At 69.8% G+C, this 23,266-nt stretch carries 20 protein-coding genes and 1 riboswitch; of the genes, 2 read left to right on the forward strand and 18 right to left on the reverse strand.

Annotation, left to right across the window (positions count from 1 at the left end):
• Nucleotides 1-250 precede the first annotated feature (250 nt).
• The 16 genes from QA861_RS17810 to QA861_RS17880 form a co-directional block, all read right to left on the reverse strand.
• A complete protein-coding gene (locus QA861_RS17810) occupies nt 251-1,192 on the reverse strand; it encodes a Ppx/GppA phosphatase family protein (protein ID WP_334589308.1) in 942 nt (313 codons plus the stop codon).
• Nucleotides 1,193-1,308: 116 nt separating this feature from the next.
• Nucleotides 1,309-1,827: a DUF501 domain-containing protein gene (locus QA861_RS17815; RefSeq protein WP_334589309.1), complete on the reverse strand. Its 519-nt coding sequence runs from the start codon at nt 1,825-1,827 to the stop codon at nt 1,309-1,311.
• Nucleotides 1,828-1,852: 25 nt separating this feature from the next.
• Nucleotides 1,853-2,323, reverse strand: coding sequence for an FtsB family cell division protein (locus QA861_RS17820; protein WP_334589310.1), 471 nt, complete (start codon nt 2,321-2,323; stop codon nt 1,853-1,855).
• A gap of 204 nt (nt 2,324-2,527) precedes the next feature.
• Nucleotides 2,528-3,808, reverse strand: a complete 1,281-nt coding sequence (gene eno, locus QA861_RS17825; protein WP_334589311.1) for a phosphopyruvate hydratase — start codon at nt 3,806-3,808, stop codon at nt 2,528-2,530.
• Between the two features lie 397 nt (nt 3,809-4,205).
• Nucleotides 4,206-4,934: a transglycosylase family protein gene (locus QA861_RS17830; RefSeq protein WP_334589312.1), complete on the reverse strand. Its 729-nt coding sequence runs from the start codon at nt 4,932-4,934 to the stop codon at nt 4,206-4,208.
• 3 nt (nt 4,935-4,937) lie between these two features.
• Nucleotides 4,938-5,109, reverse strand: a riboswitch (cyclic di-AMP (ydaO/yuaA leader).
• A gap of 183 nt (nt 5,110-5,292) precedes the next feature.
• A complete protein-coding gene (locus QA861_RS17835; protein WP_334589313.1) occupies nt 5,293-6,294 on the reverse strand; it encodes a transglycosylase family protein in 1,002 nt (333 codons plus the stop codon).
• 162 nt (nt 6,295-6,456) lie between these two features.
• Nucleotides 6,457-7,749 carry a cytochrome P450 family protein gene (locus tag QA861_RS17840; RefSeq protein ID WP_334589314.1) on the reverse strand — a complete coding sequence of 431 codons (1,293 nt, stop codon included), beginning with the start codon at nt 7,747-7,749 and terminating at the stop codon, nt 6,457-6,459.
• A 110-nt stretch (nt 7,750-7,859) separates the two neighbouring features.
• A complete protein-coding gene (locus QA861_RS47055) occupies nt 7,860-8,126 on the reverse strand; it encodes a DUF7848 domain-containing protein (protein ID WP_443041503.1) in 267 nt (88 codons plus the stop codon).
• A 306-nt stretch (nt 8,127-8,432) separates the two neighbouring features.
• Complete coding sequence (locus QA861_RS17845; protein WP_334589315.1) at nt 8,433-9,644, reverse strand: helix-turn-helix domain-containing protein; 1,212 nt, start codon at nt 9,642-9,644, stop codon at nt 8,433-8,435.
• A 120-nt stretch (nt 9,645-9,764) separates the two neighbouring features.
• Nucleotides 9,765-12,125 carry an SEL1-like repeat protein gene (locus QA861_RS17850; protein ID WP_334589316.1) on the reverse strand — a complete coding sequence of 787 codons (2,361 nt, stop codon included), beginning with the start codon at nt 12,123-12,125 and terminating at the stop codon, nt 9,765-9,767.
• A 57-nt stretch (nt 12,126-12,182) separates the two neighbouring features.
• Nucleotides 12,183-13,211, reverse strand: a complete 1,029-nt coding sequence (locus QA861_RS17855; protein WP_334589317.1) for a nucleoside triphosphate pyrophosphohydrolase — start codon at nt 13,209-13,211, stop codon at nt 12,183-12,185.
• Nucleotides 13,212-13,343: 132 nt separating this feature from the next.
• Nucleotides 13,344-14,006 carry a SurA N-terminal domain-containing protein gene (locus tag QA861_RS17860; protein WP_334589318.1) on the reverse strand — a complete coding sequence of 221 codons (663 nt, stop codon included), beginning with the start codon at nt 14,004-14,006 and terminating at the stop codon, nt 13,344-13,346.
• 148 nt (nt 14,007-14,154) lie between these two features.
• Nucleotides 14,155-14,985 carry a glycoside hydrolase domain-containing protein gene (locus tag QA861_RS17865; RefSeq protein ID WP_334590609.1) on the reverse strand — a complete coding sequence of 277 codons (831 nt, stop codon included), beginning with the start codon at nt 14,983-14,985 and terminating at the stop codon, nt 14,155-14,157.
• A gap of 213 nt (nt 14,986-15,198) precedes the next feature.
• The gene (locus QA861_RS17870; RefSeq protein WP_334590610.1) at nt 15,199-16,680 is read right to left on the reverse strand and encodes a protein kinase domain-containing protein; all 1,482 of its coding nucleotides are present in this window, start codon (nt 16,678-16,680) and stop codon (nt 15,199-15,201) included.
• Between the two features lie 38 nt (nt 16,681-16,718).
• The gene (locus tag QA861_RS17875; RefSeq protein WP_334589319.1) at nt 16,719-17,381 is read right to left on the reverse strand and encodes a hypothetical protein; all 663 of its coding nucleotides are present in this window, start codon (nt 17,379-17,381) and stop codon (nt 16,719-16,721) included.
• A gap of 190 nt (nt 17,382-17,571) precedes the next feature.
• Complete coding sequence (locus tag QA861_RS17880) at nt 17,572-19,980, reverse strand: N-6 DNA methylase (protein ID WP_334589320.1); 2,409 nt, start codon at nt 19,978-19,980, stop codon at nt 17,572-17,574.
• A gap of 408 nt (nt 19,981-20,388) precedes the next feature.
• Here QA861_RS17880 and QA861_RS17885 point away from each other — a divergent pair, with 408 nt between their 5' ends.
• Nucleotides 20,389-21,198, forward strand: coding sequence for a hypothetical protein (locus tag QA861_RS17885; protein ID WP_334589321.1), 810 nt, complete (start codon nt 20,389-20,391; stop codon nt 21,196-21,198).
• A 51-nt stretch (nt 21,199-21,249) separates the two neighbouring features.
• Here the strand turns inward: QA861_RS17885 and QA861_RS17890 are convergent, their stop codons facing one another.
• On the reverse strand, nt 21,250-21,999 hold the full coding sequence (locus QA861_RS17890) for a GNAT family N-acetyltransferase (RefSeq protein WP_334589322.1): 750 nt from the start codon (nt 21,997-21,999) through the stop codon (nt 21,250-21,252).
• Between the two features lie 158 nt (nt 22,000-22,157).
• Nucleotides 22,158-22,901, reverse strand: coding sequence for an HNH endonuclease family protein (locus QA861_RS17895; protein ID WP_443041562.1), 744 nt, complete (start codon nt 22,899-22,901; stop codon nt 22,158-22,160).
• A gap of 175 nt (nt 22,902-23,076) precedes the next feature.
• On the opposite strand from QA861_RS17895, the gene QA861_RS17900 reads away from it, so the two are divergent.
• Nucleotides 23,077-23,265, forward strand: coding sequence for an Rv0909 family putative TA system antitoxin (locus tag QA861_RS17900; protein WP_334589324.1), 189 nt, complete (start codon nt 23,077-23,079; stop codon nt 23,263-23,265).
• The last annotated feature ends 1 nt before the right edge of the window (nt 23,266 follow it).

The raw sequence follows: 23,266 nt of genomic DNA on the forward strand, positions 1-23,266 counted from the left end.
TCTTCCGGGTCTCCGGAGCGACTGGACCAGCGCCCCGCAACACCCCCTGGAAACACCACCGCGACGCTCCCCCGAGCACGCTCCCACCCCAGGTGAGCCCCCGAAAGGGTGCTCCGGACCACGTTCGTCGCCCAACAGGACCGAATTCCTTGTGAAGAACTTCACGAACTTTCCCGGGAGGGCGTCACCAGGGGGCCTCAAACAGCCCCCCAAGTGCGCTCATGCGTAATCCGACCTGCTCAGTCGAGGGTCACGCGACCGACCAGGCGATGCCGTCCAGGATGTCGTGCTCACTCACCACGACCTCCGTCGCCCCGATCCGTTCCATGATCGACAGCAGCACCAGAGCCCCCGCGCCGATCACGTCCACCCGCCCCGGATGCATGGACGGGATCGCCGCCCGTTCGGCGTGCGTGGACCGCAGCAGGGTCTCGGTGATCTCGCGGACGCGGTCGTAGGAGACCCGGGAGTGGTGGATGGCCTCGGAGTCGTACGCGGCCAGGTTCTGGGCGATCGCCGACACCGTGGTGACCGACCCCGCGAGCCCGACCAGGGTGCGCGCCTCACTCAGCGGCACGCTCCGCTCCGCCAGGTCGACAGCCGCCTCGATGTCGGCCCGTACCGCAGCGATCTGCTCCTCGGACGGCGGGTCGGTGACCACTCCGTCGCGTACGAGGTGCCGTTCCGTCATCCGTACGCAGCCGATGTCCACCGACCGGGCCCCGCGCACCTGGTCGTCGCCGACCACGAACTCGGTCGAGCCGCCGCCGATGTCCACGACGAGGTAGGGCTTGTCGAGGTCGTCGCGCCCCGTCAGTTCCCTGGTGGCGCCGGTGAAGGAGAACTCGGCCTCCTGCTCGCCCGAGATGACCTCGGGCTCGACACCCAGGATGTCCAGCACCCCCCGTACGAACTCGTCCCGGTTCTCCGCGTCCCGCGAGGCGGACGTCGCGACGAAGCGCAGCCGCTCGGCGCCGTGCTCCTTGATGACGCCGGCGTACTCCCGGCAGGCCGCGAAGGTCCGCTCCAGCGCCTCGGGGGCCAGCCGACCCGTACGGTCGACGCCCTGGCCGAGGCGGACGATGGTCATCCGGCGGTCCAGGTCGACGAGTTCGCCCGTCGCCGGGTCCGCGTCGGCGACGAGGAGGCGGATCGAGTTCGTACCGCAGTCGATGGCGGCGACACGGGTCATGGGGCGGTCCGTTTCAGCCCGTCCGGCGTTTGAGGACGAGCGCCTTCAGCGCGAAAGGGGGGTCTGGGGGCGCCGCCCCCAGGGATGGGAACAGGTAGGGGCGGCGGGGGCGGAACTCACTCGGTCGGCGCCACGCACGGCCCCTTCGCCCACCACTCCGGCAGCATCGCGATCGCCTCGTCGCCCAGGGGGTTCACCCCGGGACCGGCGGCCAGCGAGTGGCCCACGAGGACGTGCAGGCACTTCACGCGGTCCGGCATGCCGCCGGCGCTCGGGAAGCCCTCCAGGACCTCGATGGCGTCACGGCGGGCGATGTAGTCCTCGTGCGCGGCGCGGTAGGACGCGGCCAGCTCGGGGTCGGTCGCGAGCCGTTCCGTCATCTCCTTCATCACGCCGTTCGCCTCCAGCGTGCCGATCGCCGAGGCGGCGCGCGGGCACGTCAGGTAGTACGTCGTGGGGAAGGGCGTGCCGTCCGGCAGTCGCGGCGCCGTCTCGACGACGTCCGGCTGCCCGCAGGGACAGCGGTGCGCGATGGCGCGCAGCCCGCGCGGCGGGCGGCCCAGCTGCTGTTGGAAGGCCTCGACGTCCGCGTCGGTCGGCTCGGTGCGCGGGGTGGGAGGCGGGGGCGTGTCCATACCTGTCTTCTCTGTTCCGTTCAGTTCACTGGTCGGCGGCGTCGGCCTTGTCCACGCCGTCCCAGACGTTCGCGTACCAGGGGCGGTCGGCCGCGCCCAGGTCGACGCGCGACTGCTTCGCCGCGTCCGGGTCGATCACGACGTACCCGGTCTCGCCCGGCATCACATAGTGCAGCCGCTGCCTGATCTGCTGCTCCGCGTACGCGTCGTCCTGCCAGCGTGCCTTCAGGTCGCGCAGCTGCTCGACCCGCCGGCTGGCCTGGTCGCGCTCGCGCTCCAGGTCGGCGATGTCGGCGCGCTGGGAGACGTACTGCCTTATCGGATAGGCGAGGGCCACGATCAGCGAGCAGAGCACCAGGACGAGCAGGGCCGCCCGGCCGGTCAGGCGGGAGCGGCGGGCCTGGCGCCTGGTCTGCGAACGGTAGACGCGGGCCGCCGTCTGCTCGCCGAGCAGCTTGATCCTGGTCGCGGTGGAGAACCGGTCCCGGTTGGTCACTGATGCTCACCTCGCAGCTCTGCGCCTGTCACGCTCGCGCGCCTGATCTTTTCGGCCGGGGGTCCGGGGGTTGTCCCCCGGGATGGCACAGTACGGCCATGTTCCCCGCCTCCCGTTCACACGCGCGTACGTCCCCGCACACGGTACGGGACCGGGTACGGGGACGTACGTACGACGCTGCCTAAGCCGCTACAGCTGCTCAGCTCAGCCCTTGAAGCGGGGGAAAGCGCTGCGGCCGGCGTAGACCGCCGCGTCGTCGAGGATCTCCTCGATGCGCAGCAGCTGGTTGTACTTGGCGACGCGGTCCGAGCGGGCCGGGGCGCCGGTCTTGATCTGGCCGCAGTTCACGGCGACGGCGAGGTCGGCGATGGTGACGTCCTCGGTCTCGCCGGAACGGTGGGACATCATGCACTTGAAGCCGTTGCGCTGCGCCATCTCGACGGCGTCCAGGGTCTCGGTCAGCGAACCGATCTGGTTGACCTTGACGAGCAGCGCGTTGGCCGAACCCTCTTCGATGCCACGGGCGAGGCGCTCCGGGTTGGTGACGAAGAGGTCGTCGCCGACGATCTGGACCTTGTCGCCCAGCTTGTCGGTGATGGTCTTCCAGCCGGCCCAGTCGTCCTCGTACAGCGGGTCCTCGATGGAGATGAGCGGGTACGCGGAGACGAGCTCCTCGTAGTACTCGGTCATCTCGGCGGCCGTACGGGACTTGCCCTCGAACTCGTACTTGCCGTCCTTGTAGAACTCGGACGCGGCGACGTCGAGCGCGAGGCCGATCTGCTCGCCGGGGACGTAACCGGCCTGCTTGATGGCCTCGATGATGAGGTCGAGCGCGGCGCGGTTGGACTCCAGGTTCGGGGCGAAGCCGCCCTCGTCGCCGAGACCGGTGGACAGGCCCTTGGTCTTCAGCACCTTCTTGAGGGTGTGGTAGATCTCGGCGCCCCAGCGCAGCGCCTCGGAGAAGGACTCCGCGCCGATCGGGGCGATCATGAACTCCTGGATGTCGACGTTGGAGTCCGCGTGGGATCCACCGTTGAGGATGTTCATCATCGGAACCGGCAGCAGGTGCGCGTTCGGGCCGCCGAGGTAGCGGAAGAGGGGCAGGTCGCTGGCCTCGGAGGCGGCGTGGGCGACGGCGAGGGAGACGCCGAGGATGGCGTTCGCGCCGAGGGAGCCCTTGTTGTCGGTGGCGTCCAGGTCGAACATGGCCTGGTCGATCAGGCGCTGCTCGGTGGCGTCGTAGCCGACGAGCTCCGGGCCGATCTGCTCGATGACGGCGAGGACGGCCTTCTCGACACCCTTGCCGAGGTAGCGGTTGGGGTCACCGTCGCGCAGCTCGATGGCCTCGAAGGCTCCGGTGGAGGCGCCGGACGGGACGGCGGCACGACCGGTGCTGCCGTCATCGAGGCCGACCTCGACCTCGACGGTGGGGTTGCCTCGCGAGTCGAGGATTTCCCGGGCTACGACGACGTCGATGGACGGCACTGGCGACTCCTTATGGAATGTGACGCGGGTACGCGGGGCTGCTGAGGCCTCGCGAATACGGGGCCGCGGCGGCTCCGCGTTGATGAGCCTAACCGGCTCCGGGGGATCGGCCAGCCGTCCGACCACCCCATGGACGGAACATGAACGGAACCGAGGGTAAACATTGTTCCCCCAGGGAACAAAAAGCCCCGCTCCGGTGCGTACGGGGGAACACGCACCGGAGCGGGGAGCCCGTGGGGGACGGGGGGTGACCCGCACGAGGCCTTCGCCCTGGAAGGCACGGCTGTGGGGGTCCTGTGGTTCACCTTCGGGCCGGCTGGGATCTGGGGGATGCTCCGGCCCGACGGTGACCCGGGGTCAGCCGCGGTACAGCTGGGTCGGCCGAGGTGCGGCCGTGTCAGCTGAGGTGCAGCTGCTGGCCCGGGAAGATGAAGTCGGCGTCGTCGATGATGTCCTTGTTCAGCTGGAAGAGCTTCTGCCAGCCGCCCTTGACGTGGTGCGCCTCGGCGATCGCGCTGAGACTGTCGCCCTTGACGACCTTGTACTCGCCGTCGCCCTTCTTGACCTTCTTGCCGGTCGGGGTGGTGACGGTCTTCTTCGCGGCCGGCCGCTCCTGCGAGCGGGAGGCCTGCTGGTTGTCGGTGGAGCGGGTGGAGGTCTCGCTGGAGCCGCTGGAGCTGGAGCCGCTGGACGAGTTGTTGTCGCTGGCTCCCGTGCCCGTGCTCGTGCCGCTGCCCGAACCGCCGTCGTAGGAGGCGCTGGACAGGCCCGTGCCGCAGACCGGCCAGGCGCCCTTGCCCTGGCCCGCGAGGACCTTCTCGGCGATGGTTATCTGCTGGGACTTCGAGGCCTGGTCGGCGGTGCCGGCGTACGCCGTGCCGCCGTACGCGGCCCAGGTCGAGGCGGAGAACTGCAGGCCGCCGTAGTAGCCGTTGCCGGTGTTGATGGACCAGTTGCCGCCGGACTCGCACTGGGCGACGGTGTCCCACTCGGCGGAGGTGGCGGCGGAGGCGGAGCCGGCCGCCAGCAGCGGAGCGGCGACAGCGGCACCGGTCACGCCGGCGATGGCGACGACGCGGGTGGCCTTGGACGGACGACGGTGCTTGCCCTTGCCGGAAAACAGCATGAAAGATCCCCTCACCGACGCCTGCGAGGTGAGCTGTCGGGTTCGGGCCGGTTGAGTTGCCCGGCCGTACGCCCCTGTCGGGCGGCGTACGACTTCACCCCGAGCCGCTCCGGACAACTGCCCGGTGCGGCGCCTACCTTGGGTCCCCCGCTCCTGCCTACGGCGCTTGACGCGACGACTGTTCCCGTTCGGCCGTTGGCAGGATTCGGCGTTGCGACCGGCGGGGCCCACTGTGGCGGGCGATGACGACCGTAAACAGCTGATCCGATGAAATACAAAGACGATCAGGGCTTCTGAGACCTATCTCTCACCGCATCGATAACGGACATTCAGCGCGAAAACAGGACGCGAACTCCGGTTAGTTTTGCCCCGGTTCGCTACCTACCGCAAGGATCTGACCGGGGAGAACGAGACCCGAGTCCCCGTCAAGGAAGGGGTCGCTCCCGGCGGTGGGTTCGGACTGCCCGCCGACGAGATCGAGAGAGCCGGTGACATCCCAGAGGGCGTCTCCGATGCTGCCGGTGTACGACCCCTCGGCCTTGCCGCGGTGACGGCCGGTACCGGCAGAGGTCTCGGCGCTGCTCACACCGCTCCCTTTTTCTGCCTTCTGACCGGATTTGCCAGCCCCTTCACCCGTTGCGGCATCTACAGGTGAACTGTCGCTTTTCTTCGAGCCATCCGCACCGGGCGACGAGGCGGACGGGGACGGCGAAGTGGCCGACCCGGCAGAGTCACGGGGGTCAGCGGAGCCCTTCGTCGCCCCGCTGGACGGCGTCGGGGACGGCGACGGGACGGAGGCCCCGGTCAGGGCCGAGGAGCCGGTGGAGGGGGACGCCGAGGGCGTGGGCGACGCCGAAGTCGAGGAGGAGGAAGAGGAGTCCGAGTCCGTGCCCGAGATCACTCCCAGGCCCAGGCCCGAGGCGTCACCCTTGGCCGCATCGGCGTCGCCCGCGGCCACGCCGGTGTCGACGTCGGCCGAGCCGGTGTCCTTACCGAGCCCGGACAGCAGCGCACAGGTCCCCCAGGCGCCGGCCCCCTGGTCGGCGAGGATTTTCTCGCCGACGGCGATCTGCTGCGAACGGCTGGCCTGGTCGGCGGTCGGGGCGTAGGAGAGACCGTCGTACTTCTCCCAGTCCGCCTGGGTCAACTGGAGCCCGCCGTAGAACCCGTTGCCGGGGCTGGCACTCCAGGAGCCGCCGCTCTCGCACTCCGCGACCCTGTCCCAGGTGGTGCCGCTGGCCGCACTGGCGCCGCTCGCGGCGAGCAGCGGGATGGCGATGGCGGAGCCGGCGACGCCGGCCGAGACGAGCAGCGCCGGGGCCTGACGGGGGCGACGGTGACGACCGTTCCCGGAGAGCATGCGGTTGCCTTTCGCGAGACAGCGGGGATCAGCGCGACGCGTGATGCCGGGCATCGCACTGGTGCACGAACGTAGCCGCAGGCGATCGCTTGTCACAAGTTCATGCCGCACAGATCACGTGAAGATCACATTGTTGAGGGAGTGTCACCTTCTCGTGATCTTCTACGGCGCCGCCGACAAGGTCTGGCCGGATTCGCGCACCGGCGTGAACTCGACGGGCAGGGTGCGCAGTCCACGCATGATGAGGCCGCCCCGCCATCGCAACTCGGCAGGATCGGCGGCGAGTTGCAGGTCAGGGAGGCGAGTGAGGAGGGTGGCCAGCGCACTCCGGCCCTCCAGACGGGCGAGCGGGGCACCCAGGCAGTAGTGGATGCCGTGGCCGTATCCGAGGTGCTGGTTGTCCCGGCGGCCGAGATCGAGGGTGTCGGGGTCGGCGAACCGCGCCGGATCCCTGTCGGCGGCGGCGAGGACGACGAGGACGGGGTCGCCGGCCGCGATGTCCTGCCCTCCGATGCTGAGCGGACGAGTGGCGAAGCGCCAGGTGGCCAGCTCGACGGGGCCGTCGTAGCGGAGAAGTTCCTCGATACCGGTTTCGAGGAGGGAGGAGTTCTCGTCGGCCAGGGACGTCTGGAGGCGGGCGCGCTGCTCGGGGTGGGTGAGAAGGGCGTAGACGCCGTTGCCGATCAAGTTGACGGTTGTCTCAAAACCAGCGAAAAGTAGGATAAAACTCATGGCGACGACCTCGTTCTCGGTGAGGTGCTCGCCCTCGTCGGAGGCGCGGATGAGCCCTGAGATGAGGTCCTCACCGGGTTCGGGCACATCGGACAGCGCCTCGCGCTTGCGGTGGATCAGCTCCGCGAGATAGCTCCGCATCTTCTTCACCGACCGCGCGACCCCGCCCCGGGGCCCTCCCCCGTGCCGGATCATCATCCCGGCCCAGTCCCGGAAGTCGTCCTGGTCCTCGCGGGGTACGCCCAGCAGGTCGCAGATCGCGTAGATGGGCAGCGGGAAGGCGAACTCGTGGATGAGATCGGCGGAGCCGCTCGCCGCGAACCGGTCGATCAGCTGATCGGTGAGTTCCTGGACGCGGGGCGCGAACTCGGCGACCCGGCGCGGGGTGAACGCCTTGGCGACCAGCCTCCGCAGCCTGGTGTGGTCCGGCGGATCGATGTTCAGCAGATGGGTCATCAACTCGGCCTTGCGCTCACCGGGGATACCGGTCTTGCCCTTGGCGTGCGCGGGCTCGTCATGATGCGCCGGGTTCTTGGACAGCCGGGGATCGGCGAGCGCCTGCCTGGCATCCCCGTACCGCGTGACCAACCAGGCCTCGACCCCGCTGGGCAACTTCGTCCGGTGCACGGGCGCGTGCTCACGGAGCCAGGCGTAGGCAGGGTAGGGGTCGGTGGCGAACTCCCAGGTGAAGAGTTCGGGGGCGGGGGGCTCCTCGTAGCGCATGGGTTGACCCTATGCAGCAGCCGGAGGCGCTTCCCTGTACAGGGAGCCCCTCACAGACTGAGCACCGCCCCAAGACCGATGACGGTGCACGAGGAATCAGGCGAGTACCCTCACGGCCTCTCGGACCCGGGAGTGCCGGGCCGTGAGGGAGTCAGAACCCAGGTCGGGTCGAGGCGGAACCCGACCTGACTGACTACTCGATAACGGACGTGATCCGGATGCAGAGCCGTATGGAGAACCGCCCATTCCTGCGGGTCGGTGCGTCCGTCGTCGAGTGACACGTTCTCGATGCAGTTCACGCACTCGACCCACCGACGCGACGGAAGGGCGGACGTCTCCGCGAACGACCATAGGCAGGGGAAGGGTTCCGTCGTCATCGCTGCGCCTTCTTCCAGTCGTGTGGATGACGCTGGATCTCCACAGCGAGATCCGTTGCGTGCGACAGGTCGTAGGCAGGGCTTTTCGGGTCCAGAGCCTCCCGCCGCTGACCTGCCAGAGCGCCGCAGATGTCACACCCACGAACCGGTTCCGGCTCATTCAGGGTCAGCGGATCAAACAACTGGACCGGTCCCCCGAGAGTGGTCTCCCGCGCCATCCCTGCACCTCCGCACTGTTGCTGATGGAGTCAGGGTCCCCTGAGGCAGAGCGGGACAACAGGGACGCAGTGTCCTAGTCTCGACACGCTAAGTGGTGACGCCCAGAAATTCGGCGATCGAACGTAGCCCCGGAGGGCGGGTCGGCAGTTCCCAGAGGTCGCGCACGATGGCGACCGCGAGCGTGTGATGACGCATCCACGTCGGTGCTACACGGCGAAGGCTTTCCAGGGCTTTCACCGCGCCCTCGGCGTTCCCGGTGTCCGTGTGAGCCCGCGCCACATCGAGCAGAAGCCAGGTGCGCCATGACGGCGGAATATCCTTCGAGAGCCGCATCCCCTTGGCGAGCATCAGCGCCTCTTCCGGCCGACCGTATTGGACGGCCAGGCGAACACGCTCGATACGGACAGACGACTTGCTGAACACAGAGACGAGTCGCCCGTCTTCCGGCGCCAACATTTTCGCGACTCGGCCCGCAGCCTTCTCGGCGGTCAGCATCATCTCGTCGGCTCGGTCGTAGTGCCCGCTCCTGGCGTAACTCGTCGCGGCCGACATCACTAGTCCGCCCCACACACGCACGCCGGACGCGTCGGTCGTGTGTTCGCGCTCCACTTTGTCCGCGGCGTACACGGCAAGGTTGGTCGCGTCGTCCAGCCGGTTCTGCCGCTGATAGTTCCACGCAACGCTGTTACTGATCATTGCGGGAAGCAGCGGGTCGGAGGAGTCCGCGGCGGCGTTCATGGCGCGCTCCAGCGCCGACAGGGAAAGGTCGGTTTTCCCCATGCGGATAGCGAGGTGTCCGCCGAGCTGGAGCGCCTTGCCCAATGCCGCCTGGCCGACGGCTCGTTCATCATCTCCGCCAACGGCTGCCACGAAGCGCGCGTCCGTGATGATGTCAGGGAGAACCTCCATCAGCCGCCCGAACTCCGCTTCGTGGTACAGCGTCCACGCGTCGGCTATCTCGGCCCGTAGCAGCGGAAGCGTGAGTTTCTCCGCGCGGTGCGGCTCGGGAGGCGGGGCGAAGAGCGGAGGCGAGATAGCGCGTCGCACGGCGACGAGCTGCGGTGGATCGGCCTCACCGTTGGAAGGAACCCCCGGAGGGTCGCCCAAGAGCGACGTCAGTTCGACGCCCAGTCCCTTCGCCAGGCTGTGCAGGGTGGGCAATGTCGCCGACCCCCTGCGCTTCTGCTCCAGCTTCCGGATGACGTCGACAGAGACGTCCGACCGTGCGGCCAACTCCTCCTGAGTCAGGCTGGCCAAGCGCCTTAGCCGGCTCAGCTTGTCTCCCAGATGCTCGCTCACGCCATCGACAGTACGCCGACGTCGGGTTTCACGTCAGAGCCAGCCGAGAGCACGCGTATGACGTCGATGCAGCTTCCGGCCGCCACGAGTGCAACAGCGCTTTGTACGGCCATTGATTGGTCACTCGGTGACGGTATCCGGCGTCTCGGGCTTCTCGCCGAGGGCCTTCTTGGCGGCGGGGTGATTCATGTCGGCGGCCAGTCGGTACCAGGCATTGGCCTGGGCGGGCCGGTTCTCCTTCTCGTAGAGAACTGCCAGGCGATAGGCGGCGTAAGCATCACCGGCCTCGTAGCCCATCTCGTACTGCCGACGAGCATCTGCGAGCCGACCCTGTTTTTCCCGCACGACGCCGAGGTGAGTGATGTCCAGGAGATAGTCAGAGAACATCTCAAGGTATTCCACGGCGTCGTCCAGGGTTTCCGACGCGCGCCCCGTGAAGCTCATCAGGGCGACCGCGCCCCTGTCCCCGGCGCTCATCGCACGCGTCAACCACACGTTGGCCAACTCAGGCCTGTTCATCAGCAGGTTGTACGCACCGAGGCTCCTGGCGGCCTCAGCAAGTCCCAGCCTTTCCGCAACCACGTAGTAGACGTAAGCCACATCGAGCTGGCCTTTCCCGAGGAACAGATCTCCCGCCCGGTGTGCCGCCTCCGGATTCCCCGCCTTGGCCGCGGCCTCCAGCCATCCCTCCGCCCGATGCACTAGCAGCCTGCCCAGGAGAGTCGCCGCCATGTGGTCTCCGGCCTCGGCGGCCGCCTCCAGAAACGGCTCTGCCTCCCTCCCCTTCCCGCGCTCCGCGAGCATCCGCCCCAACCGCCCCGCAGCCTCCGCGTGCCCAGTCTCCGCCGCCCGCCGGAACCACGTCTCGGCCTCGCCCGCGTCCCCCAGACTCTCCTCAAGCAGCCCGAGACTGTGCATGGCCCACCTGCCCCCCGCTTCCGCAGCCACCCGGAACGCCCTCCGCGCCCCCGCCACGACCACGTTGGAGTCGTACGCCGAGTCCGTCCGGGCCACCTCCAGCGCAACCCCCCACACCGCTCCGTCCACCGCCGGAAACGTCTCGTCCTGGGACGCGGTCTCCACCAGACAAGGGGACACCTCCCACGTTCTGGCACCGCTTCTCGTCAGCAATCCCAGTACCCCGTGGCGTTTCTCCGCCGCCCAGGCCAGGGCGTCGTCCACGGACTCCCGGTCCAGGCCCGCCACGCCCTCGTACCCCTCGTGCACCTGCACCAGCAGGTCCTGCGGCAGCCGGCCGCGCAACCCGCACCGGGCCAGATCGACCGCCGCCAGCACCAGCGCGTACCCGCGCGGATGCCGGTCCGCCCGCCGGGCCCGCTGCCACTCCTCCCACAGCATCGGCCCGACCGCGAGATACCCCGCCACGCCCTCCGCGCCGGACCGGCGCGCGGCCTCCTTCAGCCTGGGGTCCTCGGTCTCCCCCGCCCGCTTCCGCTCCCCGTGGCTCCACTCCCGGGGCAGTTCGACGATGTGCGCCAGATCGAGAACGCGGCCCCGGGACGACTTCCGGAACTCGTCATACGTGTCCTCGCTCATCGTGGCGACCACCGCCACCCCCTGTCCCGTCAACTGGGCCAACAGCCTCGGTTCCAGGCCCCCGTCTCCGAGGTGACCGTCGAGGTCGTCGAGCCACAGCGCGCAGCGTTCGCCGGGCAGGCTTCTCAACAGGGCGGGCAACTGCCGCAGGTTCTCGTGCCGGGCGGGCGCGAACACCCGTACGTCGGGGAGCACTTCGGCCATGGCAGCGAGCGCCGTACGCGACTTCCCGGCAAACGCGTCCCCTCGTACGACGACCAGGCCGCCCTCCGAAGCCGTCTGCTCCAGAGCCGATTTGACCGCCGGATCGGCGTCCCGAGCGACATACGGCGGGAGTTGCGGAAGCCCGTTGCCTCGCCGTGTCGGCCGTACCCCGTAAGCCAGCGGATCCATGTCCTGGGCCGAGGGCCAGTCCACCGAAGGTGACTGGGGAGCGCCCCCCGGGGCGTCCCCGCCCGTCTGCCGCACGTGCTGCACACCGACGAACTGGCCGTTGACCGTGATCCCCTGGAAGTCGAAGCGGTCCCCCGGAACGACAGGATCCGGAGCGGAGGCCAGGGCGGGAACCGGTACGGGAACCGGAGCCGGAACGGAAACCGGTGCCGGAGTCAGATCCGCAGCCGGTGCCTCGCCCGTCGGGGGCAGGCTCAACTCCTGCATGACAGACGCCAGTTCATCCGCACCGTCCAGATCCCACGCGTCGGCGAGTGCCTCGCTCAACCGGTCGCGCCAGATCGGCTTCTCCGTGTCGGCGAACTCGGCCGGTCCGCGCAGCGCGCGGAGGGCATGGACGCACTCATCCTGCCCACGCCGGTCGAACCACTCGGTGAATCTGTCCCGAACCCGTTCCCAGCCTGCCGACCTGAGTCCGGCGACCAGTGCCTCGGCGCCCTCGGCCGCCAGCTGATCCGTCTTCTCGTCCACGCACGCCCCCACGCCTCAGCACCGGCCCTGGGACAACCGTACTGATCCGGGGGCGCATCAGCGCTCCAGCGCCCCCTCACTCACCCGCACCGCATCCCGATAAGCCCGCGCAGCAACCCGCAGCGCCCCCTCCGGGTCCACGCCCTCGCGCTCCGCCCGTATCGCCATCTCCAGCAGCTCGTATCCGATGCCCGCGCCCTGCGGCAGCGGGACGTCCAGGCCCGCCGTGTGGACGCGGGACGCCAGTTTCGCCGTGAGGGCCAGGGCGGGCTGGCCGAGCGGGATGCCCTCCGTCACCGAGGTCCGGCGCTTCTCGACCGCCTTGGTGCGCAGCCAGAGCTCCTTGACGTCCTCCGGTGTGGACGCCGTCTCGTCGCCGAAGACGTGCGGGTGTCGGTGGATGAGCTTCGTGACGATGCCGGCGGCCACGTCGTCGATGGAGAAGGGGGCCGCGTCTTCGTCCTCCTCGCTGCCCTCCTCGGCGATGCGGGCGTGGAAGACGACCTGGAGCAGGACGTCTCCCAGTTCCTCGCGCAGCTCGTCCCGGTCGCCCTCCTCGATCGCCTCGACGAGTTCGTACGCCTCTTCGATGCCGTACTTCGCCAGGCCCTTGTGGGTCTGGCGGGACGACCAGGGGCACTCCAGGCGGATGCGGTCCATGACCTGGACGAGGTCGAGGAGGCGGGCGCCGGGGAGGTCGTAGGAGGCGGGGAGGAGTTCCAGGTCCGGCATCCGTACGCGGCCGGAGCCGGCGAGGCGTGCCAGGCCGTCCGTGAGTGCCGGGTCGCCCTCACCCGTCGTCACGACGACGACCGTCCGGCCGCCGGCGCAGGCGTCGAGCAGGTCCTCGGCGGTCGGGGCGGTCTCCTCGACCGTTATGCCGGCGTCCCGCAGATACGGCAGCTGCGGATGCGCACCGTCCGCGCACAGCACCCGGTCGGCCGCGTGCAGCGTCTGCCAGGCGGGCCAGGACAGCAGGCCGGGGGCCACGCGGTGGCTGGTGGTGAGCAGGACGACTCGACCGGAGTCGGTCTCCGTCCCCATCTCCGTCTCCGGAGCTGTCTCGAAGCTGCTGGTTGCGTTCACCCTCCGAACGTAACCCACGCCACCGACAGACCCCTCGGTTGTCCACAGCCCTCCCGGTTGTCCACAGGCCGGGCACCCATGCACCCCCACGGCTGCCGCACACCCGTACGGACAACCGTTACGCCGTAGCCGTCAGGCCGTCCCCTGGGCCGTCTGCGGCGCCGTGATCTCCCGTACCCACGGTGTCTTCGCGTCGACGCGGCTGCTCTTCTTGACGTCCCAGGTGCCGTAGCGCGGGTTCAGGTCGACGTCGAGGGTCTTCGAGGCCTCGGACATCGCCTTCCAGAACGTGGCCTGGCCGTCCGGCGAGTTCATGTCAGCGCCGAGGGCGGCGGCCAGTTTCTGGGCCACGATCTCGGTGTGGAGGCTGTCGTCGAGGCGGGCCGGTGCGACACCGTACTGCTGGAGCCAGGCGTCTTCGAGCGCCTTCTCGTTGCCCGCCTGCTGTTCCAGGGAGGCGCGCAGGCCCTGGACGTCCTTGCGGGTCACGGTCACGCCCGCGTTCTTCGCGGCCTGGTTCAGGACGCGGTCGAGAACCAGGGTGTGCAGGGTGTCCCGGGTGAGGCTGCCGGTTCTGGCGACGGTCTGCGCGTACTGGGCCTGGTCCGGGGTGGCCGCCCGCTGCGCCGCGCGTACCTCGTTCACCCTGCTCTCCAGCTGTGCGACCGTGATCCGCTGCCCGCCGACGACGGCCGCCGCGCCGGGATGCGCGTCACTTCCGCAGGCGGTGAGGAGCGGGGCCGCGGCGACGATCGCGGCGGAGAGGAAGAGCGCGGTGCGACGACGGCGGTGCAAGGAAGCCTCCCGAGGAGATTGTGCGGCGGTGCACAAAGTCTTGCGGTGATCGATGTTAGGCAGTGGCTCAGCTCTGGCCAAGCCATTCGACCAACGATTCACCGGGACTTCGGGCACCGCCTCGCTGCCCCACGGGTCTCCAGCCGTCTCAGCCGGTGATCGCCACCGGCGCGTCCCACGCGTCGCGGTCCACGGTGATCGTGTAACCGCCGCGGGTCTCCTTGCTGTTGACCATGTACTGGTGGGCCCGGCTGTGGTTGGTCCACTGCGTGGCGCCGAAGGGCCAGTCCGCGGTGGTGGTGTTCTGCTTGTCCCACAGCGCGTACCACATGTTGCCCGGCAGGTTGGTGCGGTCGGTGGCCTGGGCGATGGCCTTCGCGCTGGAGCTGGTGAAGCCGTAGTAGCCGGTGCGGTACGTCTTGGCCTGCAGTGCCTTGTCGAAGGCGCGTACGTACGTCAGTACGGCGTCGTTGCACGCCTTGTTCGTGATGTCGTACGACTCCATGTCGAGGTAGACCGGGCTGCCGGCCTTCATACCGAGCGCCGAGGCCTTGGCCACCGCGTCCGCCGCGTCCGTCGCGCCGAGGGAGGCGGCCGTGGCGGCGGTGAGCTTCTCGGGGCTGGAACCGGTCTGGCAGGACGGCTGGGCGCCGACGTACAGGGGGATGAGTTTCCAGCCCTGGGCGCTGACCGACTTCACCCAGGACGCGGTGAGGTTGGGCTGGGCGCAGCCGCGGTTCTTGCCGCCGATGTAGACGGCGGCGGCGCCGTAGAAGTTGTTGGTGCGCCAGGCCTTCATCGCGGCGGCTGAGGGTGCGGTGCAGGTGTCGAACGCGCGGCCGGTGAAGGTGCGCTGCGCGGGCCAGGTGGTTGCGGCCATCGACGACTGCGCGGCGAACCCGGCCCCGGCGACGACGGCCGTACCGGCCACCGCCCAGGTGATGTACCTGCGCTTCTTGGACTGCCGGTGACTGGACACCATGTAACCCACCCCTGGTTCTGCGGCATGACGTGCTGCGATATCGCGTTCTGCGACATGCCGGTTCTGTGACATGCCCGTTCTGTGACGAGACGTTCTGTGGCATGACGTTCTGTGGCACGGAAGCCGGTCGCAACGTAACCGGCGTCGTTCCCGTGTTCGGGAAACATCGGCCCCGCGGACCCACAAGATTCCCTCAAGACACCGCAAACCCTATCCGTGCACCTGTCCGAGCCATGCCAGGGTGCGCCGGATCTCCGCCGCCAGTGGATGTCCCGGGCCGCGCAGGCGGTCCACGTCGTGGAGGAGGCGGGCGAGGGTGTCGTGGGCGGCGGTGCGGTCGCCGAGGGCGAGGAGGAGGTGGCCGATGCGGCGGCGGACGTCGAGGGAGAGTTCCGGGTCGCCGGCGACGTACTGGTTCTCGTAGTACGGCAGCAGGGCGCGGTACTCGGCGAGGGCCGCCGCGGGTTCGCCGAGCTGTTCGAGGCACTGGGCGGCCTCGTAGCGGAAGCGCAGCGACTGGGGGTCGGCCTGGCCCGCCTCGGCGGCGCGTTCGTCGGCGAGGCGGCGCAGTTCGGGCAGGGCGCGGCGGTACTGGCCGTCGTCCATGAGGGTGGCCGCGTACTGCTTGCGCAGGGTGCGGACGACCGGGGAGTGCTCGCCGTGCTGTTCGGCGGCGGCGGGCAGGATCCCGCCGAGGATGTCGACGGCCTGGGTGATCCGGCCCTCACCGAGGAGGCGTTTGACCTCGTCGACGGCTCCGGCGACGTCGGGTCGCTCGGCCACCGGGGCGGCCGTCGGCTGGGGCGCGGGGGTGCGGGCGCGGTCCGGCCAGGGGGCGTGCGGGCGTAGGAAGGGGCGCGTGGGGTCGAGGGGCGCTCCGGTGGGCATCCCGCGCTCCGGGAGGAGCAGCGACAGGTGTTCGTACACCTCCTGCGCGGAGGCGGGCCGGTGCTGCGGGTCCTTGGCGAGCAGCCGCAGGACGAGCGCTTCCAGCGCCTCCGGCACCTCGGGTCTCAGTCGGCGCACGGGCAGGGGCGGCTCGTAGAGGTGCCGGTGGAGCACTCCGAGGGCCGTCGAGCCGGAGAACGGCACATCCCCGCTGAGGAGTTCGTGGAGGAGTACGCCGAGTGCGTACAGGTCCGTGTACGGGCCGACCGCGCCGCCCATCGCCTGCTCGGGGGCCATGTAGGCGGGCGAGCCGATCGGCGAACCGGTGTGCGTGAGGCGGGTCGTGTCCGTGTCCATGACCGAGGCGACGCCCAGGTCGAGGACGGTGACCGTGCCGTCCTGCTTCACCATCACGTTGCGCGGCTTCAGGTCGCGGTGGACGATCGGCACGGCGTGCACGGCGCTCAGTACGGCGCACAGTTGTGCGGCCACGGCGACCGCCCACTGCCAGGGGTACGGGTCGTGTTCGGCGAGGTGGTCGGAGAGGTCGGCGCCGTCGACGTACTGCATGACGAGGAACAGTTCCTCGCCCTCCCTGCCCGCGTCGTGGACCGTGACCAGACCGGGGTGGTCGACCTGCGCGGTCACCCGGCACTCGCGCACGAAGCGGCGGCGCAGCTCGTCCGCCTCCTGGCCGGCGACCTTGTCGGGGCGCAGCAGCTTGACCGCGACGCGCCGGTCGAGTCGCTGGTCGTACGCCGTCCACACCTGGCCCATGCCGCCCTGTCCGATGAGCGTGGACAGTTCGTACCGGTCGGCGATGACGCGTCCCGTCGCCACGCTCACCGTCCGCCCTCGTGGCCGTTGCCGCCACCGGTGCCGCTGCCGTTGCCGTCGTTGCGGCGCAGGAAGTCGCTGAGCTCGTCGAGTTCGGCGCGAACCTGGTCGATACGGGCGGGCGCCGGGCGCGGCGGGTCGACGGGCGGGCGGGTTACGGGGGGCTGGGGTATCGGCGTGTGGGGCGGGGGTGTGGCGGTGTACGGCGACGGGGGTTGCGACTGCGGCTGGAACCCCATTGCGGGCTGGGGGTAGCCGTACGCGTGCGGGGGCTGCTGCGGGAGGTACCCGGGATGCTGCGGGCCGGTGGGGGCGGGATGACGGAGCTGGTTGTTGACGTGGCGTATGTCCGCGGCGAGGTAGTACCCGATCACGATCGCCAGGGTGCCGAGGAGCAGCACGAGACCCGTGTAGCCGCCCGCGGTGTGGATGTCCTCACCGGGCTCGTTGCCCAGCAGGACGAGGCTGAGGATGTCGGCCGCGAGTACGGCGACGAACAGGCCCCAGTCGAGCGCCTTGCGGGTCACGATGGCGAGTCGCAGCAGCATCGTCCAGGTCAGGAGGCCGCAGCTCATGACGGAGATCACCACGAAGAGCACGCGCAGGAAGACCCGCCACCCGCTTGAGGGCGGCTGCTTCACCGGCTGCGGGTAGCCGTGGCCTGACATGGTTGCTCCTGATGGTCTGAACCCGATCGCCTGACGAGGACGAATATCGCGTCGAGCGTGTCGAGCGTATAGGCCGACACCGACAACAGGTCCCGGGTTGTACCGAACCGTTGTCCGACTCATCAGTTGATACGTCCGCGTACGCACGTGCACGCGCCCGCGTGCCCTCCGGTACGCGTTTCCCGCCTACTCAATCGGGCGCGACGGTCCCGTCCGTCAGCCCGTCGTACATGCCCCGCACGAGCTGTCCGCCGAGACGGCCCGCCTGCCGCAGGGCCTCCTCGAACTCGGCGAGCGCCCTGAACCGGGCGCCGTAGCGCCGCTGTTCGTCCAGGGGCAGCCGCGGCAGCTGCAGTCGGCGCACGTCGAGCCGGGTCGCGGTGGACGCGTAGCTGCTGGCCTGCCGGTTGTTGGCCGTGCCGCGCAGGAATCCGGCGAGGAACCACGGGTCGAGAGCGGCCGGATCGGGCCTGAGGAGGACCAGGCTGCGGCCGAGAACGGCCCCCGCGGTGACCTCGTCGACCACCCGTGCGACGGACCCGCCGCCCAGCACCGGCACGACGACGTCACCCGCCTCCACCCGCACGGCCTCCTCGTCGCTCTCGGGCAGTGAGCCGGAGGGAGCGGTGCCGGCGAGGACGTCGTGGTCGGTGAGCACGGGCACGCGCGCGTGCCCGCCGTTTCCGCCCGTACGCATCACCAGGGCGCCCCCGCGCGCGAGTTCACCGATAGTGATCAGCGGCCAGCGCCCGGGCTGCTCGTCGGTGGGTCCGGCGGGGGCGGGCGGAGTGAGGTCCGCGGTCAGCCGCAGGGTCTCGCCGAGCCGCTCCCGTACGTCGCTCAGGTGTTCACCGTCGCCCGCGGCGGGCGGCGGGAGGTGACGGGCGGGGGCGAGGTCGACGTCGTCGTCGAGGAGTTCGATGACGGGCACGGAACGCGCCACCCCGGGCCGCTCGACCGCGGTCCCGGCCCGCTCGAAGGGCCGCCAGGCGTCGAGGACGGCGGTACTCAGGGCCTCCCAGTCGAGCCCGCCACGCCCGGTGTGCTCGGCGGCGCTCCCGGTGTCGGCGAGCAGCACCTCGGGCTGAGCAGGCGCCTTGTCGGGCCTCCGCAGCACCCACAGGTGCAGCGGGATGTTGTACGGGGGTGCCGCGCCGACCGGCAGCGCGATCACCGCGCGCAGCGCTCCGCGTCGCAGCAGATCCGCGCGGATACGGCGCCCCGACCGCCGGGAGGCCGCGGCCGGCGGCATCAGCAGTACGGCGGTGCCGCCGTCCCTGAGTCGCGCGAGCGCGTGCTGCACCCAGGCCAGCTCGGACTCGTTGCGGGCCGGGAACCCGTACTCCCAGCGGGCGTCGTACGCGAGTTCGTCGTGCCCCCAGTTGCGCTCGTTGAACGGCGGATGGCAGAGGACCACGTCGGCCCTGAGCCCCGGATACGCGTCACTGCGAAGCGTGTCCCCGACCGCCGTACGCACCACGCTCCGGCCCTGGAGCGCGAGCCGGAGGGCGGTGAGCGCGGCCAGCTCCGGGGCGCTGTCCTGCCCGTACAACTCCCGCTCCGAGTCGTCCCGTTCGACCTCCCGCGCACCCCGCACGGGAACGGCGCGCAGCAGTGCGCCGGTGCCACACGCCGGATCGAGCACGGTGCGCGCGGGACCGGCGAGGTCCCCCATGAGGCGGGCGAGTTCGGCCGGGGTGAGCGTGTACTGCCGCGGGTTGGCGTCGAGATGCCGCCCGACCAGGAACTCGTACGCCTGCCGCGCCCCCATCTCGGCCGCGAGCTCGGCGACTCCACGGAGGAGGGGGACGGAGGGGAGGAGTGCGGGGCCGGTGGGGGTGTGTACCGCGGGGTGGGTGTATACGGAAGCGGTGGTGGGGCCTGTGTGTACGGAGGGAGTGGCAGGCGGGCTGTGTACGGCGGGAGCGGCGGGGTTGGTGTGTACGGAGGCTGAGCTGTGTACCCGGGGTGTGGTGGGGGCGGTGTGAACGCCGGGGGCGGGGTGGCTGGCGTGTACGCCGGTTGGGGTGTTCACGGTCTCCGAGGTGTTCACACCGACTGCCTCATTCACAGTCGACTCGGCACGCGCACCCGGCGGAGTGTGAACTCCCCGAACGTCAGTCGGACTGTGAATCCCTTGTACGGCGGACGCCGTGTGAACTGCCCGCGCGGCCGGCGAGGTGTGAACCCCGCGCTTCCGGGCGACCCCGAAGCGCGGGGCGATCACCTGTTCCAGGGTGGCGGGCAGGCGGGCGGCGAGGCGTTCGTCGGAGACCGCGCCCAGTTCGAGCCAGACGGTAGGGCGGTCATGGATGAGCAGCAGGACGCAGCCCGCGTGGACGAGGGCGGTGGCCGGCCCCTCGGGGTGGCCGACGAGTTGCTGCCAGACGCGTTCGCGGAGGGGTACTTCGGCAAGTTTTCCCTGGTGACGGAGCCATGACTCGACCTCGGCGAGGGCGAAGGCGGGGCTGGTCTCGGTGCCGCCGACCGGCTTGGGGAAGTCGGCGTGACGGCGGCGCCAGTTACTGACGGCGGCGCGGCCGACGCCGGCGAGCCGTGCGATACCGGCGGCGGTCACTTCCGTGGCGTTGTCCTGCACGCGCCGCGCTCCCCTCGTCCCGTGCACGGCCTCGATGCTCCTGCGTGCGGCTCTGGTCACCCGTACACAGCCCTGGACGTACACCCTCTTCAACGTGTGACGCCGAGCATACCGATGCACGCAAGATCTACCGCTTCACGGCCGTGTACATGAACCTCCGCACGGATCGTGTTGACTCGGTTCACACGGTCTGCTCTTATTGACCCAGCGAACAGGGAGCTGTCAGAAAGAGGCGGCCAGGGCGGCGGTGGCGAAGCGCCGGGGACTGCGCCACCGCCGCCCACACCTCTCAGCACTTGTCCGCGCTTTTCATCACCTGTCCGCGTTTCTCAGTGCTTTTAGCCCCCTCAGTGCTCTCAGTGCTCTCAGCTCAGTTCGTCCTCACCAGGAAACCTCGAAGGAACTCCCATGCGCCGAACCACACTTGCCGCCCTCTGCCTCACCGCCGTGACTGTCGCCGGGGTCGCCGGCTGCCAGACCGGCGAGAACAAGACGAGCGACAGGACGACCGACAAAGCGGCCGGCAAGTCGGCGGCCGACACCGCCGACAAGGTGAAGGACCCGTTCGCCGGACTGACCGGGGGCGAGATTGCCGAACGAGCGCTGACGGCAACCTCGGGTGCCTCGTCGCTCCGTATGACGGGCGACGTCCCGGACGACGAGAGCAGCGGCACGATCCGAATCGACATGGCCCTCGACAAGCGGGGCGAGTGCGCCGGGACGATGAGCATGAACGGTCAGGGCAAGGCCGACCTCGTGAAGTCCGGCACCACCCTGTACATGAAGTACGACGAGAAGTTCCTGCGGGCGCAGAGCGAGGGTTCGTCGAAGGCGGAGACCGACGGGGTCGTGGCGATGCTGGCCGGTAAGTGGACCAAGATGGCCACGACCGGCTCAGACGCCAAGGACATCGCGGGCTTCTGCGACCTGGACAGCGTGCTCGCCGATTTCAAGGACGGCACTTCCGGGACCGACTCCGGGGTGACGCGCGGCGCCACCACGACCGTCGACGGTAGGTCCGCTGTCGTCGTGACGGAGAAGGACGGCAAGGACACGTACACGATGTACGTCGCCGGTGAGGGCAAGCCCTATCTCCTGCGCGTCGACAGCAAGTCGGCGAAGGACCCCGGGACCGTCGTCTTCAGCGACTACGGCAAGCCGGTCTCCGTCCAGAAGCCCACCGGCGAGATCCTCGACCTGGACGCGCTGGGCGGCTGAGCCCAACCGCTGGACCGCTGGACCGCCGGGCGCCAGGGGCCGGAGGGACGGTCACAGCGTGTGCCGCATCCACACGTTGGGCTCCACGTAGACCCCGAACCCGTGTGCCAGGTCGCACCGCACCGGTGCCAGCGCGCCGGGTACCTCCACCTCGCCCTCACTGTCGAAGGGCAGGCCGGTCCAGGCGCGCCACTCCTCCAGCGAGGCCGCGACGCACATCGACGCCGGTGCCATGGCGACGATCGTGGCGCCGGCACGGGCGTGCACGCGCAGCCAGGGGTCGTAGGGCAGTCCGTCCTCGCGCACCCGGTACGCGTACTCGGTGATCGGTGTCCGAGGCTCCAGGTGTTTGGCGCTGGGCCGGACGGGGGCGACGACCTCGCGGAAGCCGTGCGCGGCGGCGTTGTCCCGCATCGCCGCGAGCATACGTCCGGACAGTCCCGTGCCCTGTGCGTGCGGGGAGACGACGATCGAGATCGCGCTCACCGTGTCCGGACGCGTACCGGCACGCAGGTCCTGGAACGCCCATACGAGGACCTGGTCCCAGCCACGGGCGGGCAGTCGGCCCCCGCCCCGTCCCTCGGCGGCGAGCGCGAAGGGGACGCTGTAGGCGTGCGCGACGATCTCGCCCCGCTCGTCCTCGGCGAACAGGACGTGCTGCGGGAGTTCGGTGGCGATGCGGTCGTAGTGGGCGTTGCCCGTGAAGTCGTGCTGCATCAACTCCGGCCAGGTGTCAGGCATTTCGACGACCTGGCGATACATCTCGGGACGCTCGGCGAGGGACGAGACCTTCAGCTCCATGGCCGTCACGGTAACGGGATCGCGGTCCGCACCCCAGCCCCGGCGACATCATCCGGCTCCGGACGGCACTCCCCATCCCCGGGCGGCAACCCCCAGCAGACGCCCACACCGACACCACCTCGCACCCACCCCGGTTCACAACTCCCCCGCGTTCAACCTCAGTTCGCGTGGAACCGCGCCGGCGCCTCCGTCGGGTTGCCGCCGGTGGGCAGCGACTCCCCGGCGCATCCCGACAGCACCTTCTTCATCGCGGTCTTCTCCGCCTCCGTGACCCACAGTTCGTACTTCTTCTTCACGGCGACCTGGTTGGCGACATACGTGCAGCGGTACGCCTTGTTGGGCGGCAGCCAGGTCGCCGTGTCGCCGTCACCCTTGCTGCGGTTGGTGCTCGCGTCGACGGCACGGAGGTTGAGCGGGTCGTTGGCCAGGGCTATGCGCTTGCTGGCGTCCCAGTACTTGGCGCCCTTCTGCCAGGCGTCGGAGAGCGCGACGATGTGGTCTATGTCCACCTCGCTGCGGCCCCGAGTGAACGTCACGTCCTTGCCGCTGTAGGGGTCCGGTTCCAGTTTCCCCCCGGCCACCTTGCAGCCGCCGCTGCGGAACTTCACGTCGGCCAGGTCCCGCTTGAGGATGTCGTCGCGGGTGTCACATTTGTTGGAGTCGGTGTCCGCCCACGCGGTGCCGAACCGGTCCCGGGCGTAACCCGTCTTGGGGGCCCGCCCCTTCACGGTCAGCGAGTCGACGGCCGTGAGCGCCGCTCCACCGCCGCCGCCTCCCCCGCCTGCCGCACCGCTCGCGCTCTTCTCGGGCCCCGCGGACCCGAGAGTCTCGCCGTTGCAACCGCCGACGCCGAACACCACCACGAGTACGGCGGCGGTGACGCCCCCACCCCTCAGACACACCACGTTACGTCCCTCCCCTACTGCCCCGTGCACGTCCCCGCCCGCGGATTTCCGCCGGTCGACAGGCTAGCGGGCGCGCTCTCCCCGCTACAGGGCGCCCACCGGCACTCAAGGGGCGTATTCCGCATACCGGGCGTATCGTCGATGCTGACTCACCTCCGGAAGGAGCTCCTGGATGGGCATCCTCGACAAGTTCAAGGACCAGATGCGCGGCAAGATGGGGCACAACGCCTCCGACGCGGCGGAGAAGAAGGTCAACGAGAAGACGGGCGACAAGTACACGAGCCAGGTCGACGACGCGCAGCGGAGAGCCGAGGGCGCGATGGGCATGGATCGTGATCGCGACACGCCCGAACAGCCGTAGA

The sequence above is a fragment of the Streptomyces sp. B21-083 genome (assembly GCF_036898825.1).
In the GTDB taxonomy this organism is placed as follows: Bacteria; Actinomycetota; Actinomycetes; order Streptomycetales; family Streptomycetaceae; genus Streptomyces.

Excerpts from the sequence above, each read along its gene's own strand:
- QA861_RS17890 (WP_334589322.1), bottom strand. The coding sequence starts at position 21,999 with ATGGAGCTGAAGGTCTCGTCCCTCGCCGAGCGTCCCGAGATGTATCGC.
- QA861_RS17835 (WP_334589313.1), bottom strand. The coding sequence starts at position 6,294 with ATGCTCTCCGGGAACGGTCGTCACCGTCGCCCCCGTCAGGCCCCGGCG.
- QA861_RS47055 (WP_443041503.1), bottom strand. The coding sequence starts at position 8,126 with ATGACGACGGAACCCTTCCCCTGCCTATGGTCGTTCGCGGAGACGTCC.
- QA861_RS17900 (WP_334589324.1), top strand. The coding sequence starts at position 23,077 with ATGGGCATCCTCGACAAGTTCAAGGACCAGATGCGCGGCAAGATGGGG.
- QA861_RS17815 (WP_334589309.1), bottom strand. The coding sequence starts at position 1,827 with ATGGACACGCCCCCGCCTCCCACCCCGCGCACCGAGCCGACCGACGCG.
- QA861_RS17830 (WP_334589312.1), bottom strand. The coding sequence starts at position 4,934 with ATGCTGTTTTCCGGCAAGGGCAAGCACCGTCGTCCGTCCAAGGCCACC.
- QA861_RS17840 (WP_334589314.1), bottom strand. The coding sequence starts at position 7,749 with ATGCGCTACGAGGAGCCCCCCGCCCCCGAACTCTTCACCTGGGAGTTC.
- QA861_RS17810 (WP_334589308.1), bottom strand. The coding sequence starts at position 1,192 with ATGACCCGTGTCGCCGCCATCGACTGCGGTACGAACTCGATCCGCCTC.
- QA861_RS17875 (WP_334589319.1), bottom strand. The coding sequence starts at position 17,381 with ATGTCAGGCCACGGCTACCCGCAGCCGGTGAAGCAGCCGCCCTCAAGC.
- QA861_RS17885 (WP_334589321.1), top strand. The coding sequence starts at position 20,389 with ATGCGCCGAACCACACTTGCCGCCCTCTGCCTCACCGCCGTGACTGTC.